Origin of the sequence: Psychrobacter sp. FME6 (genome assembly GCF_014861365.1) — a bacterium.
In the GTDB taxonomy this organism is placed as follows: domain Bacteria; phylum Pseudomonadota; class Gammaproteobacteria; order Pseudomonadales; family Moraxellaceae; genus Psychrobacter.
This window is the reverse complement of record NZ_RRYW01000011.1, coordinates 38,543-54,186: the sequence shown is the minus strand read 5'-3', so window position 1 is coordinate 54,186 and position 15,644 is coordinate 38,543. Positions and strand designations below refer to the sequence as shown.

At 44.1% G+C, this 15,644-nt stretch carries 11 protein-coding genes; 5 read left to right on the top strand and 6 right to left on the bottom strand.

Going from position 1 to position 15,644, the window contains the following annotated elements:
- The 3 genes from EI162_RS03010 to glpK form a co-directional block, all read right to left on the bottom strand.
- On the bottom strand, positions 1-280 hold a 280-nt coding region (locus EI162_RS03010; RefSeq protein ID WP_192522951.1), incomplete at its 3' end, for a transposase.
- A gap of 370 nt (positions 281-650) precedes the next feature.
- Positions 651-1,121, bottom strand: coding sequence for a hypothetical protein (locus EI162_RS03005; RefSeq protein ID WP_225735201.1), 471 nt, complete (start codon positions 1,119-1,121; stop codon positions 651-653).
- A gap of 507 nt (positions 1,122-1,628) precedes the next feature.
- On the bottom strand, positions 1,629-3,230 hold the full coding sequence (glpK, locus tag EI162_RS03000; protein ID WP_192522949.1) for a glycerol kinase GlpK: 1,602 nt from the start codon (positions 3,228-3,230) through the stop codon (positions 1,629-1,631).
- 536 nt (positions 3,231-3,766) lie between these two features.
- Between glpK and EI162_RS02995 the strand changes: the two genes are divergently transcribed.
- The 4 genes from EI162_RS02995 to EI162_RS02980 all read left to right on the top strand — a co-directional run bounded on the left by EI162_RS02995 (position 3,767) and on the right by EI162_RS02980 (position 9,248).
- The gene (locus EI162_RS02995; RefSeq protein ID WP_192522948.1) at positions 3,767-5,443 is read left to right on the top strand and encodes a TolC family protein; all 1,677 of its coding nucleotides are present in this window, start codon (positions 3,767-3,769) and stop codon (positions 5,441-5,443) included.
- An 89-nt stretch (positions 5,444-5,532) separates the two neighbouring features.
- Positions 5,533-6,741, top strand: coding sequence for an HlyD family secretion protein (locus EI162_RS02990; protein WP_192522947.1), 1,209 nt, complete (start codon positions 5,533-5,535; stop codon positions 6,739-6,741).
- 3 nt (positions 6,742-6,744) lie between these two features.
- Positions 6,745-8,058 (top strand): ABC transporter permease, encoded by a 1,314-nt coding sequence (locus EI162_RS02985; protein WP_192522946.1) that lies wholly within the window; start codon positions 6,745-6,747, stop codon positions 8,056-8,058.
- Positions 8,058-9,248, top strand: a complete 1,191-nt coding sequence (locus EI162_RS02980; RefSeq protein WP_192522945.1) for an ABC transporter permease — start codon at positions 8,058-8,060, stop codon at positions 9,246-9,248. The genes EI162_RS02985 and EI162_RS02980 overlap by 1 nt, the downstream gene beginning before the upstream one ends.
- Before the next feature lie 118 nt (positions 9,249-9,366).
- Here EI162_RS02980 and sthA read toward each other — a convergent pair whose 3' ends face one another.
- The 3 genes from sthA to EI162_RS02965 all read right to left on the bottom strand — a co-directional run bounded on the left by sthA (position 9,367) and on the right by EI162_RS02965 (position 12,483).
- Positions 9,367-11,010, bottom strand: a complete 1,644-nt coding sequence (gene sthA / locus EI162_RS02975) for a Si-specific NAD(P)(+) transhydrogenase (protein WP_192522944.1) — start codon at positions 11,008-11,010, stop codon at positions 9,367-9,369.
- Positions 11,011-11,091: 81 nt separating this feature from the next.
- Positions 11,092-11,496, bottom strand: a complete 405-nt coding sequence (locus tag EI162_RS02970; protein WP_192522943.1) for a hypothetical protein — start codon at positions 11,494-11,496, stop codon at positions 11,092-11,094.
- Between the two features lie 90 nt (positions 11,497-11,586).
- Positions 11,587-12,483, bottom strand: a complete 897-nt coding sequence (locus EI162_RS02965) for a pyruvate, water dikinase regulatory protein (RefSeq protein ID WP_225736896.1) — start codon at positions 12,481-12,483, stop codon at positions 11,587-11,589.
- A 748-nt stretch (positions 12,484-13,231) separates the two neighbouring features.
- Between EI162_RS02965 and ppsA the strand changes: the two genes are divergently transcribed.
- Positions 13,232-15,616: a phosphoenolpyruvate synthase gene (gene ppsA, locus EI162_RS02960; protein WP_192522942.1), complete on the top strand. Its 2,385-nt coding sequence runs from the start codon at positions 13,232-13,234 to the stop codon at positions 15,614-15,616.
- Positions 15,617-15,644: the final 28 nt, after the last annotated feature.

Here is a 15,644-nt window from a genome sequence, read left to right as displayed (position 1 = left end):
GAGTGCCATCGATAAAGACCCATTCAAGGTCTGCGTCCTTGATCAGTAACGTAAAAAGCGCAATCAGCTTATTACTGCGAGACCAGCGCTGGTAAGCTTTATAGATGGTATTGGGCTTGCCAAAGTACGCTGGTAAGTCACGCCAAGGGCAACCAACGCGCATCCGATACAACACACCTTCAACCGTATTTCTAAGATTTCCTTTGTCATAGATATTCAACTCTAGTAAGATAGGTCTTAGTCTTGTCCAGTGTTCATCTTTGAGCATTGTGCGAGGCATAGCGAACGATATCTTTTTTGTGTGAGAACTTAAAGATTAACCGTTCGCTATTTTTTTTGCCATCAATTTGTCGCCAATGTTCAACACGCCCTAGTTATTAGAATCAGTAATCAGATATCGTTTCACTAGATATATTCATACTTACTAATATACAGCAAAAAGGCCTTCAAAGAAATCTTTGAAGGCTTCAAAATAGCATAAATTCGACCTATTTCGACCGTTAAAAAAGGATATCTACAATCGAACTAAATCTAGTAATGCGGTAGTAAGCTTTGGTAGTGTTTAATTACTTAAATGAAGTGCACAGTTAGTCGTACTTAAATATCATTAATATAACACTACCATCAACGTTATCTACCTTTTATATAAATCATGATACACGGTTCCAAGCATCACGTGATGCTCTACGCGCATCATTCCATTCCATACGTGACTCACCTTTCACTTCATGCCAAGAGCGCTCTAAGTCCGCTTCATGGTCTTCAAAACGTGCATCTGCAGGATAACGCGCGCGATTGGCATACCCTACTGCATAAGCTGGATGTAAATCACGGTCAAAGTCGTAACCTTCTTTGTAGTAATCAGCGTTGGCATACTCTGCACGCCAGTAAGCTTCTTCACGTGTCGGATCGATTGCTTCTGCGGCTGCATGACCTGCGCCGCCGCCAACGATAGCACCAATAGCACCACCAATTAATGTACCTAATGGGCCTGCCATGGTACCAATAGCCGCACCTGCCGCTGCACCGCCTACACCGCCTATACCTGTGCCTACTGGGTGTGAGCCTGGCTCACCTGTGATCACGTCAGCATTCAAATCTTTTTTCGATTCTTTAGTCATGTGCTTCACAGCGCCACGATCAATAGCATCATGGTCTTCTATGATATTGTCCTCTTCATGTCTGATTACTCTATTGTCGATCGTATGATCACTACCCGTTGCTCGACGTTCGTTATCATCAATAATTCGCTCTTTATCACCTGCTTCAAGGTAGTCATCAGTAATGACACGATTTTCAGGGTCTGTAACGCGGCCATCGTTATTCATAATATTATCCTTAAATTATTTTTTATATATTAAATTTATTGAGTACTAGCCTTTTAACTTAACGCCAAGTTATCAAGTTCTACAAATAGTAAGCGTTAAAAACCAGCGGTCTTGTTTAAGTCATCTAAAGTATAGAAATTTGTAGGTACTGACCGATAGACCGGTTATGTAAACTGTGTCCAAATTACGACTGTCTTGCGTTACAGCTTGTATTTGTATAACGATTTTGTAAGGTAGCACCACATTTTAAGTAATTTTTAATTGTTTTGTTACACTGATTTAATGTAATTGCTCACCCATTTATATCACTTTCAATGCTCTATCGATGGCTTGTTGCCACTTATTAAGATGTTGCTCACGGATATCGGCAGACATTGTAGGCTCGAAAATCCGGTCAACTTGCCATGACGCTTTCATGGTTGCTTCATCGTATAAGCCGGTTTTCAAACCTGCCAATAACGCGGCACCTTTAGCTGTAATCTCTGTATCTCTAGGGCGCAGCACCGGCACATCGAGTAGGTCTGCTTGGAACTGCATGAGCAAGTCATTGTTTGCAGCGCCGCCATCTACTCTGAGCTCGGTGAGTGGATGCGGACTGTCTTTTTGCATGGCAATAAGCACATCATAAGTTTGGTACGCCACAGCCTCTAGTGCTGCTCGGGCAATGTGAGCTTTGGTTGTACCGCGGCTCATACCTGTAATACTGGCGCTGATATCCGAACGCCAGTAAGGCGCACCCAGACCTGTAAATGCCGGCAGCATGACCACACCCTCACTGCTATCAACTTGCCGCGCTAACTCTTCGATTTCACTACTTTTTTGAATCATTCCTAGATTATCACGCAACCATTGAACGATGGCTCCTGCCATAAACACACTCCCCTCCAAGGCATAAGTAACTTCCTTTTTTGGTGGCTGTAGCATACGCTTTCCTGATTGTACAATTTGCTCAAACGATAGATTTTCTTGGCGCGTTGGCGCTGATTTTCGTTGCCATGCGATGGTCGTCAATAACTTATGTTCGCTAAGTTTAGGGGTCTGACCAATATTCATCAGCATGAAGCAACCTGTACCATACGTATTCTTTGCCATGCCAGCATCGAGGCAGCCTTGTCCAAACAATGCCGCTTGCTGGTCACCCAATACCGCATGAATGGGGATTTGCTTGGCAAACAGTCCTTTTTTGGTTTTGCCAAAGTCGCCGTCAGAGGGCAACACATTAGGTAAAATATTCATAGGTATCGCAAAACGAGCGCACAGCTCCTCTGACCATGCCAGCTTGTGTATATCATATAATAAGGTACGAGAAGCATTGGTCACATCGATGACATGCTCGCCGCCTGTTAGCTTATATATAAGCCAACTATCTATAGTGCCAACCGCTATCTCACCCTTGTTGGCGCGCACGCTCAGTTTGGGATCATTTTCTAAAAACCAAGCGATTTTACTGGCACTAAAGTACGGGTCTAGGCGCAGACCTGTGATACGTTGCACTTCGCTTGCCATATCATCGTGATTATTGTCGCGGGCTTTGGTAGCCCCAGTAATACTTTCAGCAGCGAGCGTTTTACAATAGCTGGCGGTACGTCTGTCTTGCCAAATAATAGCAGGTGCCAGCGGCTTGCCTGTTTGCTTATCCCAAATAACAATAGACTCACGCTGATTGGTAATCGCAATACCACTGACATCGGTCGCAAGCAGTCCCGCCTGATTAATCACATCATGGGCACAGCTTATTTGTGTTTGCCAAATTTGCTGGGCATCTTGCTCAACGAAGCCTGCTTGTGGAGTTTTTAACGTTGTGGGTTGCTGCGCTATTTTAATTGGACGGGCGTGGTCATCGTATAGTATCGCTCGACTCGACGTCGTCCCTTGATCTAATGCCAAAATATATCCTGCCATCGCTCACATCCTATCTTGTTTTATTTACTTTTATAGCATACAACAGTCTTATCTATGGCTCATGAACCATCGTGTAATGAAAGGCTCAGACCTAAAAGCAATTCAATCTCGAGCCTTTGATATAGGCAGTACTAAATAAAATCGATACGTTGGCAGTTTGGTTGGTAACCACGTACTACTGTTATAAATGAGGTTATTATTTGATATAAAAATAGTTAGCTAACATAAAAACAATGTCGACACAACGTAAAACAAGCAAATACTGAGCATTGACCCGTCACCATTGTGGCACTACAGTGTATACTTTGTTATCAATAATGTATTTTTAGTGTCTGTTAATCGTTTATAATATGGCCCTCGCTTTATCAGTGGCAGCTTATAACAACCACCGATGTTAATAATTAGGGCCTGTTCTTATGTCAACGATGGGTATTTTCGACACTTATTCTGTTTGATACTCAGCGTGACGGATAACAGACTTCTTTACTGTGCTGACTTTAAATACTTTGCATTCTAATTAATGGCTTATGTGACTTATGAAATTTGCTTTATCGACTCTGTCTACTGCTGTGCTGACGATTACGTTCATGAGCTTAACGATAGCACCCTTCGCAAGTGCTAACGATAATACGATTAAATCACAAAATGCGCTGACAGCAGACAATGTGACACAGATTGTCGATGCCAATCATCAAAATTACAGTCAAAATGACAGTCAAAAAATTGGCACTCAAGACAGCCCAACTGTTACAACTATTGAGAGCGAAAACGCTGAGCGACAGCCTGACTTGAGTACTCTTATCGATCCCATCACTCACAAAAGTATTGATAACAGTTATCCGTTAGAAGTGTCTAGCTTGTTAAGTCTTGAACAAGCGCAAAATGTTTTATTGCAAGTGTCACCAAAAATCGCCGCCAATCAAGCAGCGATTGCCTCTAGTGAGTTTGAAACTGACGCCCTCAAAACCATAGACAATCCGCTAGTATTCGCTCAAGTATCGGCCAATGCCTACAACTTAGACACGGATATCGATTTATCGACGCTCAAAAACGGCATCGTCAACGACATTAATAATAATGTTGATAGCGTCATTCCTCCTATTCCAGAGTTACCTAATTTCGGTGAACTGGTCGGTGATCGCCTACCAGACTCTTACAATTTAAAGCATTCAGGATCAACAACTGGCGCAGGACTTGGCGTGGTTTGGCCTATTTATACCGCTGGACGCACGACTGCTTTGACAGGCGCCTCTAATGCCCGTACCCAAGAAGCCGTCGCCGACAGTATCTTAGATAAAAACGAGCTTTATAACACCTTGATTGAACGTTACTTTAAGGCACAGTTGGCCATCATTGCCGCCTATTTACGCGACGATGCCTATGATACCTTGCAGCAGACCGACCATATGGCGCAGCGGCTTTTTGAAGAAGGTTTTATCTCCCGTGTTGATCGCTTAGAAGCAAAATCCGCCCTTGCCGATGCAAAAAGCGAGTCGGTCAATGCCAATAACGATGCACGCCTCGCAATGATAGCTTTACAGCGTCTATTGCGTACTGAGTATCGCATCAAACCCTCGACGCCGCTATTTGTTTCCAGCCGCCCTCTACCAGATGTGAATTACTTTCAGGACTTGGCACTCACCAATCATCCCGGTCTACAAAAAGTCGCCGCCAAACGTGCTCAGGCTCAGCAGTTACATGCGCTATCAGATACAGGTTACAAACCTACTGTCATGTTATACGGCTATGGACAAGTTGAAAAAGACCCCAGCTGGGTAGCAGGCATATCTGCAAGCTGGAAGCTGTGGGGCGGACTCGATAAAACGGCCTCACTAGCATCGAGTAATGCCAAGGTACGTCAAGCCGATTTGTCTGAAATTGAAGTTAGTGACAACTTATTATTGCTGGTCGAGAAAAACTGGCACGATGTAAACAATGCCCAATCTCGTTATCAGGCATTACAAAGTAACGTGGATTTGGCTGCTGAAGTATTACGTTTGCGTCGTTTGGGGCTTCAAGAAGGCGTTAATACGCCAATCGAGGTCGTCCAAGCACAAACGCAGTCGCTCAAAGCGCGCACCGAACAAGCGCAAGCGGCGAATACTTATGTACAGTCACTCGCCGCCCTCATGCAAAGCTGCGGCACACCGCTCGCCTTTAATACTTATCTCAATGCTGCGGATATTCAACTACCGACCTTATATGAAAAATAACACAGCTCGTTTATCATTTTAAAAAAATCAGACAACACACGACTTATTTTGCTTATTACCGATTTTATTGCCTTAGGAATCTCACTGTCATGACTGAATCTAGCAACGAATCAGACGACGCACGTAAATTAAACGACTCAGACCAATCATTAGAATCGGGTAATACTGATAATGAGCAGTTGTCTACTGATCCTGTGGTCAATACAACCGATATTGAGCCAGAGCAAACAGTGCCCAGTTATAAGCGCAATCCAGCAAAAACTGACAAGCCTGCGAAGATTAAAAAGATGGTTTTGGTACTGGTGGCTCTAATCGTCTTGGGCTTCATTGCTTATGGTCTATATAAAAGTAACCAACATAGCGAGCCTAAAGTAGTTACTTTGCAAGGACAGATGCAAATGCAGCAAACGTCTATCGGGGCAAAAGTTCCAGGGCGTATTGCACAAATTCTGGTCAAAGAAGGTGAGGCAGTGACAATTGGCCAGCAACTGATCGAGATGGACTCGCCTGAGATTAACGCCAAGATCAATCAAGCACGTGCCGGTAAACAAATGGCACAAAGCCAGCTCGATAAAGCAGAAAACGGTGCCCGCCCACAAGAAATTGCCCAAGCAAAAGCGGCGTGGCAAGCCAATAAAGCGGCGTCTGATTTGGCCGAAAACACCTATCAGCGGGTCAATCGTCTGTACGAAGAAGGCCTAATGGCACGGCAAAAACGCGATGAGGCCTATGCGCAGTATCAAGCCACACAAGACCAGACTGAAGCCGCTCGGTTACAGTATGATTTGGCGAAAGAAGGTGCTCGCAGTGAAGATAAGTCTGCAGCAACCGCACAAGTAGCCCAAGTCGATGCCAAGCTCGAAGAGGCGCTGGTCGCAAAAGAAGAAGCCAACCTAAGAAGCCCTATTGCTGGTATCGTGGACAATGTTATTGTCAGCGCTGGAGAAGTGATTGGTCAAGGCGTCCCTCTGCTTACTTTGGTCAATACCGATGAACAATGGGTAGTGTTAAACGTCACTGAAACGCACCTTAATCAATTTGCGATTGGTCAACGATTTATGGGCACTATCCCTGCTTTATCGTCACCTGAGAAACCTTATACCAAGCAGTTTACGGTATATGCTACCTCGACGTTATCTGACTTTGCCACTTGGCGCCCGACCAATAATGACGATGGTTTTGATGTTCGCACCTTTGAGATTAAAGCGCGACCAACCTCTCCCGATAGGCGGATTCGCTCGGGTATGAGCGTGGTTGTACGTCTCAATTCAACCCCTGTTAATCAGACCCAAGAGTAAGCCATGCGCCTGATTAGACTAGGTGAAGCATTTGTACGTAGTGCTGCCTACGAGCGTCGTTTTTTAGCCAAAAATCCTTGGGATTTTAGCATGGTGGTTTGGATACCATTCCTCACCGTGCTATTGATTTGGTGGATTTTTTCACAAATACAAATCACAGATTTGCCCATTGGAGTCATTGATAATGATCGGGGTCCTGTCGCCAATACCGCTGTGCGTTATTTGGAAGCCAATCCTAACCTAACCGTCAAACAGCTTTATCACTCGCCAGCTGCTGCAGAATCCGCTATCTTGCAACGTGATATCTATGCCGTGGTGATTATTCCCGAGGATTTCTCTCGCAATATCTCCTCAAGTAAGCCTTCGCCTATCGTGCTGCAAGTAAACGCTCAATACGGCACCCACTCAGGCATCATTCAAACCAGTGTTCAATCAGTTATCGCAACGCTATCAGCCGGTGTGGAGATACAACGTCTGGTGAAGCAAGGAATGGCGCCATCCCAAGCGGCGATTAATTACTCACCTGTCGGCATTCAGCGCATCAGTTTGTTTAATGCAGCCACCGATTACCAGCAGTTTTTGGCATCGACCGTCATTCCTGCCCTGTTACATATTTTGGCAATGGTCATTGGAGCCACGACGATTGGGCGTGAATTACGAGATAAGCGAATCGGTCGTTGGTACGACTTTATTGATACTGGTCGCCCTGATTTAGCACAGATTGAAGAAAATAAAGCAGCTGTTCTAGGGGATGGAAACGTCCAAAGTAATGACAATAAACCCCCAATACCTATTAAAGATGTCAAATCTAGACAAGTCAGCACTCTCGTGTTATTAAGTGGTTTGTTGGGTAAGTATTTTTGGCCAACATTGGCTTACAGTATATGGTCAATACTGGCACTGTGGCTTGCAGCTCCGCAGCAAATAGTGGCTATCAGCTCCCTCATTGCCACTTATTTCGGTCTTGTATTACTGATGATGTTGTCATTTTGGCTTGGCGCTATCTTTACTTTGACCTCGTTCTCGTTGCGTATGGGCCTGTCAGCTACTGGTTTTATTTCAGCGCCTTCTTATGCATTTGCTGGGGTCACTTTTCCTTATATCGCTATCAGCGACAGCGCCAAGCATTGGTCGGACGCCCTACCGCTCACCCATTATTTGAAGCTACATATTGCCCAGTTACAAATGCAAGCACCTGTTGCCATCTCACTACCAATTGTCTACGGGCTTACTATAGCGACGCTTATCACTATGTACCTTACCGCCTTACTGAGTAAACGCGCGCTGGCGCATCCTGAACGCTGGGGAGCACGCTAATGTCATCATCAAAAGATAAGTTATCTACTACCACCTCAGATTCAAAAAAGGCCCCTTCAACTCAAGGATTTTTAGGCAGCTTTTTTCAAACGATTAAAGACATATTTTCTGATAAAGGCGTATTACTACTATTAATGATTGCGCCTATTATCTATGGCTTCTTTTATCCTTGGCCGTATTCTACCGAAGTCGTGAATCATGTGCCTGTCGGTATTATCGATAAAGACAATAGTAACTTATCGCAAACCATCGTCCGTTATGCCAACGCAAGCCCGCAGCTGGATACGCAGCGCTTTTTGAATGAGCAAGAAGCCAAAGAAGCTATGTGGGCTGATGAAATCGCGGGCTATATGATTGTCCCTAGTGGGCTTGAGCAGCAAGTACAATCTGGAAAAGCTGCTAGCGTCAGCGTGCTTGGCAATGGTGGTTATTTTCTGTTAAATAAAAACGTACAACTGGGGTTTTTACAGGCCGTTAGTACCGTATCAGCCGGTATCGAAGTTAAGAAAAGCGTCGCGCAAGGGGCTTATTCAGCGACCGCAGCAGCCAACACCCAAGCGGTGCCATTAAAGATTGTTCCTTTATACAATCAGACGGAAGGCTACGGCGCTTATGTCGTGCCCGCGGTGTCTATTCTTATTTTGCAGCAAACCCTTTTGATGTCGACGGCAATGCTGATTGGCACGTGGTATGAGCAACGTCGCCATAGAACCAGTATTCGCGGCTGGCTTGGCCGTATTGCTGCGCTAAGTATGCTTAGCTTTGTGGTTGGCTGCTTTTATTATGGCTGGGCGTTCGAGCTGCACCATTATCCACGCGGACAAAACATGCTTGGCAGTCTATTATTTCTACTGCTATTTTGTCCGACAGTAGCGACACTCGGTTGCGTATTGGGGCTTTGGTTTCGTCAGCGTGAGCGCAGTATGCAAATCTTAATTTTTAGCTCACTACCAATGTTTTTTGTTAGTGGTTATCCGTGGCCGGCCAATCAACTTCCAGAGTTTTTGCAAGTCATACGTTGGTTAATACCAACAACGCCTGGTATCAACACTTCTGTCCAGCTCAATCAAATGGGCGCGAGTGTTACGCAAGTGGCGACAGGTTTTTATGCGCTTGCCGCGTTATGGCTACTTTACTTTATATTACTGCTATTGTTTCGCAGATTGACTTCACATAACAAAACAGCATAATCAAAGACAATCGAAACATCGAAATATTAAGGTATTGAAGCAAAAGTATTGAAGTAAAAAAAGCGCCTGCAATATTTGCAGACGCTTTTTTATTCACTAACTTTCAGCTTTTTAATGTTTAGAACACACGATTCAGACCATTCAATGCTGCTACGCGATACGCTTCTGCCATCGTTGGATAGTTAAAGGTCGTATTCACAAAATACTCAAGCGTCGCATTACACTTCATTACCGCTTGGCCAATATGAATAATCTCTGAGGCATGGTTGCCGTAACAATGAATGCCTAGAATCTCCAATGTATCGCGATGGAATAATATTTTTAGAACGCCCGAGCGTTCACCAATAATCTGCGCCCGTGCTAGGTGCTTAAAGAACGCCTGACCCACTTCATAAGGGACCTTTTCATCCGTCAGCTCTTGCTCAGTCTTACCAATGCTGGAGATTTCAGGAATCGTATAAATACCAGTCGGTACGCTTGATACTGGCTCGGCATCACTATCACCCACCATAAAGGCGGCAGCACAGCGACCTTGATCATAAGCAGCAGAAGCCAGCGACGGCCAACCGATAACATCACCCGCAGCATAAATATTTTTAATCTCAGTACAATAAGTATCATCGACTTTGAGCTGACCACGGCTATTGGCTTCAAGCCCGATGGCTTCTAAATTTAACCCTTCGGTGTTACCTGAGCGACCATTCGACCAAAGGATGGCATCAGACTTGATGCGCTTACCGCTCTTTAAATGCAGAACGACATAATCATCATGGGTCTCAAGATGGTCAATCTCTTCATTACTGCGGATAAGCACACCGAACTGTCTAAAGTCATGGGCGATAGCATCACTGATTTCACTATCTAAGTAGCTTAGTAGCTGGTTTTGGTTATTGATCAAATCAACTTTATAACCAAGACCGGTAAAGATAGAAGCGTACTCACAACCAATCACCCCAGCACCATAAATAATAATCTTTTTGACGATATAATCCATTTGTAGGATTTTATCAGAGTCAAAAACACGCGGATGATTAAAGTCTAAGATTTCAGGGCGGTATGGGCGGCTACCGACGGTGACAATGGCTTTATTAAAAGTAATTTGTTCAAAGACATTTTCATCGGTTTCGATACGTAAAGTATGCGCATCGACAAAACTTGCCCAACCTTGGATAACTTCGATACGGTTACGCTCATAAAAACGTTTATGCGTACCGACTTGATTGCGAATAACTTTTCGTGCATTGGCCAGCACTTTGTTTAGAGGAACCTGTTTATACTCCATCGCATTGGCAAACATAGGATCACGGCGAAAGTTAATCAAGTTAAATACCGATTGGCGTAGTGCTTTACTCGGGATAGTGCCCACATGAGTAGAGTTACCACCAACTTGATCTCGCGGATCAATGACCACCACTCTTTTACCCGATTTGGTCAACTTCATGGCAGCCGCTTCACCAGCAGGGCCTGCACCTAGGACAACCGCATCATACTCATACTCATGGTCATCGCTTTTTAAACGGCGCGAGTCCTTGGCAAAACCAGATTTGATATCGATTCGCGTATCATCAAGTGGATTAATAAGATCAGGATGATACAGGGCATCGTCTTTGATTTGTTCGTGGGTTTGCTCAATATTTTGTTTTTTGTTTTTGCCTTCGGTGTGCTCGGGATTGGGCACGTGACCGCTTTCTTTATTCGATACTTCGGTATGAGTGTCTTTCCCGATATCATTGGTCGCGTCGCTTGGTTTTTTACTTCCCATCGTGTCCTCTTTATATTTACTTATTTATTTGATATTTAGACTATGCATGACACACTATTTTCATGAGTCAAGACTACAGTACTAAGGCGTGCCTACCATACGTTGTGATAGTATGTTTTGCAATGTCCAATGCCCGGTCAGGCTTTTCTTTCCTTCATCAATCTGCGGGCGGGCACTAATGATGTATTCTGTGCCAAGGCTGGGTTCGAAATCATCGACCCAGTCATAAGGAACCTGGAACACGCTGCCATTTTTGCTTGATTTGGCAAGCAAGCACTGCATCGGTAATGCCGATGCACAGGCAACACGATTGGGCATAATCGTTAGTGTTTGTGCTTCACCCAAGACGATAGTTGGAATATAACGTGGTTCAGCTACTGGCTCACGCGCAAAAGGTGACGTCTGGCAGGCACTAAGTAAGCCGACCGCACTCAGTAAACTGGCCATCAATAAAGGTGTCTTGCTAGACGAATAGGATAAACTCATAATATTCTCTATATGGTAATGAGAGGGTATTGAATAACGGGCATCAATAATTTTTTGTTAAGTGGGGCTGGTTTTTACACTCAAACTTTATCAACCAATACGGCGTTTGAGACCTGTCATTTGTAGGATACGAGTGGCAATCTCTTCAACAGACATCTCAGACACGTCTAAGCTTGGAATACCATGGGTAATATAAATCCCTTGTATCGCTCGCTGCTCTTGCTGACATTGCTGATAGCTCGAATAACGACTGCCCGCACGGCGTTCTTGGCGGATTTTTACCAAGCGATCGGTATCGATGAGCAAACCAAACAGCTTGTCCTTGTGCTCGCGTAACGCATTTGGTAGCTGATTGTCGTACAAATCATCTTCGGTCAGCGGGTAATTGGCTGCTCGAATTCCAAACTGTAAAGCTAAGTATAGTGACGTCGGTGTTTTACCCGAACGAGACACCCCAACCAGTATGATATCGGCGGCATTATAATGACGCGTGCGCGCACCATCGTCGTTGTCTAGCGCAAAATGTACCGCATCAATACGCTCTTTATAAGTCTCAGAATCGACATCATCGTGTGCATGACCGGAATGTCCATCCGGCTCTACGCCAGTCTCTTCAGCGACGCGCCCTATCAGTCCTTCATACATGTCTAGGTTACAGCCGTGCGCAGAATTGATTTTTTGACGAATTTCAGGGCTAACAATCGTATCAAATACCAAAGGTAGCAACCCGTCTCTTTGATAGGCCATATTGATTTGTTCGACGGCATCTTCGGCGCGCTCTAAGCTATCGACATAAGGTAGCACTCGCGTCTCAAAAGGCACCGAGGCAAACTGACTCAAAATAGCACGACCCAGTGTCTCAGCAGTAATCGCTGTCCCATCTGAGATAAAAAATGCCGTTCTGATGGCTTGTGAGCTGTCTAAGTTTAGCGCATGGCGGTTTTGAATGGTAGGTTTCACTTGTTCAGCGGGATTGCTTGAGTACATAACTTTGACACCTCGATTAAAAACACAATAGTAATCTTTATTTAGCTTTTATTATTCATTCATTTTAGACTCATTTTCCACTTTATATAAGTCTGATATTGAACATCTATACAGCGACAAGCGCCTATTATTCATGCTCACATTATACGCACAATAGCGGCCCAATAGAAATTAATGTTACAGGCGTACACTTAGTAAAGACAACATTACAATCAGTATTGAAACCAATATTATTTTTAGTCTGGTCATAGCAATTGACGATAATAATCCTGCACTTTTATCATTAATGTTTATCTTAATTCAGCATAATTTGTCCTATATGTTATTTGCTATATATAGCTATAGTAGATTCATTGTAAAAACCATACAGGGCTATTGGCTATATTTTTTCAGCCTTTGTCACGCTGATAAGTAGCAAGTAAGAAAAATTTATGCCAATAGAATACTATTTTGGAATATAGCTCCTTTATAGTAAAACATAGCTCTTTATAGTAAATTGATACTATTTAGCTGTTTTATGATAAAGCGGGCTTATCACTATCAGCCAACGTCATATTGGCTTTTATTAGCATTGAACCAACCCTTAAAAATTTATAATTTGGCATATCCTGCGTAAATTATGTAGCAAAGCCCACAATTTGTATCTTTTTGACAAATACTTTGGTTCTAACCCTCGAAATTCTTAAAATATAGGGGTATAATCCACCATTATAATCTTTACTAAATAACCTTATTTTCTGGAGTTATCATGGCAGCGCAATCTACAGCACTTGTAATCAATCTTGATCAGCTAGGAAAAAACGACATTGATATGGTCGGTGGTAAGAATGCCTCGCTTGGCGAGATGATCAGCCATCTATCTGATTTGGGCGTTAGCGTTCCAGGCGGCTTTGCCACCACTTCAAATGCGTTCAACCGCTTTTTGACAGAAACAGGCTTGCTTGAAAAAATCAACAACGAGCTAAAAACATTAGACGTCAATGATGTTAACAAGCTGGCTGCTACGGGTAAAAAAATTCGTACGTGGATTATTGAGCAAGAGCTGCCAAAAGACCTTGAGCAAGAAGTGCGTCAGTCATTTGAAACCATGAGCGGCGGCGAAGATATCGCCGTTGCTGTGCGTTCGTCTGCGACTGCTGAAGATTTGCCAGATGCTTCATTTGCCGGTCAGCAAGAAACTTATCTGAACATTCGTGGTATTGATAATGTCCTACTTGCGATTAAAGAAGTCTTTGCTTCTTTATATAATGACCGTGCCATCTCTTATCGTGTACATAAAGGCTTTGAGCACGAAGGCGTTGCCCTATCTGCTGCTGTACAACGTATGGTTCGCTCAGAAACTGGCGCCGCTGGTGTGATGTTCACCTTAGATACAGAAAGTGGTTTTGACCAAGTGGTCTTTATCACTTCAAGCTATGGTTTGGGCGAGATGGTCGTACAAGGCGCGGTAAACCCTGACGAATTCTATATCTCCAAAAGATTACTTGAAAATGGCAAACCTGCGGTCATTCGCCGTAACCTCGGTAGCAAACATAAGAAAATGATTTATGGTGATGAAGGCAGCACCACTAAATCCGTAACAATCGTTGATGTCGAAAAACAAGAGCGTATGCAGTTCTCTCTATCTACTGAAGAGCTGAACTCACTTGCCAAGCAAGCGATGACGATTGAGAAGCATTATGGTCAAGCGATGGACATCGAATGGGCAAAAGACGGCGATAGCGGTGAAATCTTTATCGTCCAAGCCCGTCCTGAAACCGTTAAGAGCCGTCAAGACAGCAACGTAATGGAACGCTACATCATCGACACCACTGGTGCCAAAGTATTGTGCGAAGGTCGCTCAATTGGTCAGCGCATCGGCTCAGGTAAAGTACGTATCGTTAGCAACCTAAACGAGATGGACAAAGTAGAAGAAGGCGACGTACTGGTATCAGACATGACCGATCCTGATTGGGAACCAGTCATGAAACGTGCTTCTGCTATTATTACCAACCGTGGTGGACGTACGTGTCACGCAGCGATTATCGCCCGTGAACTTGGCGTACCAGCCATCGTTGGTTGTGGTAATGCCACTGAGTTATTGGTTGACGGTCAAGACGTAACTGCTTCTTGTGCCGAAGGTGATACTGGCTTCATCTATGAAAGTCAGATTGATTTTGAAGTACAGACCAACTCTGTTGAGTCTATGCCAGAGCTTGCCTTTAAAGTCATGATGAACGTCGGTAACCCAGACCGTGCCTTCTCATTTACCCAAATGCCAAACGAAGGTATCGGTCTTGCACGTCTTGAATTTATCATCAACCGTATGATTGGTGTGCATCCAAAAGCCTTGCTCAACATGAACAGCTTACCACGTGAAATCTCACAAGCAATCAATGAGCGTATCGCAGGTTATGCCTCACCGGTTGACTTCTATGTCGATAAATTGGTCGAAGGCATCTCAACCCTAGCCGTCGCTTTTATGGATCAGCCAGTTATCGTTCGTATGTCAGACTTTAAATCAAACGAATATGCCAACCTTTTAGGTGGTAAACTGTACGAGCCATCAGAAGAAAACCCAATGCTTGGTTTCCGTGGTGCTAGCCGTTATGTTTCTGATAATTTCCGTGACTGCTTTGAGCTTGAGTGTAAAGCCCTTAAGCGTGTCCGTGATGAAATGGGCTTGACCAACGTCGAGATTATGATTCCATTCGTCCGTACCGTTGGTGAAGCAGCTGAAGTCATCGAACTGTTGGCAAAAAATGGCCTAAAACGTGGCGAGAACGGTCTACGCGTCATCATGATGTGTGAGCTACCAACCAATGCGTTACTAGCAGAAGAATTCCTAGAGCACTTCGATGGTTTCTCAATCGGTTCAAACGACTTGACTCAGCTAACACTAGGTCTTGACCGTGACTCAGGTATCGTCTCACATCTATTTGATGAGCGTGATCCTGCCGTTAAGAAGCTATTGTCTATGGCTATTGAGGCTTGTAACAAAGCTGGTAAATACATCGGTATTTGTGGTCAGGGTCCATCAGATCATCCAGACCTTGCTTACTGGCTCATGGAACAAGGCATCAACTCAGTGTCATTGAACCCTGACTCAGTACTTGATACTTGGTTCTTCTTAGCAGGTGAAGAGACCAAATAAGCCGTAACGTTAAGTCACAACGTTAATT

What these genes read in the sequence shown, in the direction of transcription:
- EI162_RS03005 (WP_225735201.1), bottom strand. Translation starts at nt 1,121, where the DNA reads ATGACTAAAGAATCGAAAAAAGATTTGAATGCTGACGTGATCACAGGT.
- glpK (WP_192522949.1), bottom strand. Translation starts at nt 3,230, where the DNA reads ATGGCAGGATATATTTTGGCATTAGATCAAGGGACGACGTCGAGTCGA.
- EI162_RS02995 (WP_192522948.1), top strand. Translation starts at nt 3,767, where the DNA reads ATGAAATTTGCTTTATCGACTCTGTCTACTGCTGTGCTGACGATTACG.
- EI162_RS02990 (WP_192522947.1), top strand. Translation starts at nt 5,533, where the DNA reads ATGACTGAATCTAGCAACGAATCAGACGACGCACGTAAATTAAACGAC.
- EI162_RS02985 (WP_192522946.1), top strand. Translation starts at nt 6,745, where the DNA reads ATGCGCCTGATTAGACTAGGTGAAGCATTTGTACGTAGTGCTGCCTAC.
- EI162_RS02980 (WP_192522945.1), top strand. Translation starts at nt 8,058, where the DNA reads ATGTCATCATCAAAAGATAAGTTATCTACTACCACCTCAGATTCAAAA.
- sthA (WP_192522944.1), bottom strand. Translation starts at nt 11,010, where the DNA reads ATGGGAAGTAAAAAACCAAGCGACGCGACCAATGATATCGGGAAAGAC.
- EI162_RS02970 (WP_192522943.1), bottom strand. Translation starts at nt 11,496, where the DNA reads ATGAGTTTATCCTATTCGTCTAGCAAGACACCTTTATTGATGGCCAGT.
- EI162_RS02965 (WP_225736896.1), bottom strand. Translation starts at nt 12,483, where the DNA reads ATGTACTCAAGCAATCCCGCTGAACAAGTGAAACCTACCATTCAAAAC.
- ppsA (WP_192522942.1), top strand. Translation starts at nt 13,232, where the DNA reads ATGGCAGCGCAATCTACAGCACTTGTAATCAATCTTGATCAGCTAGGA.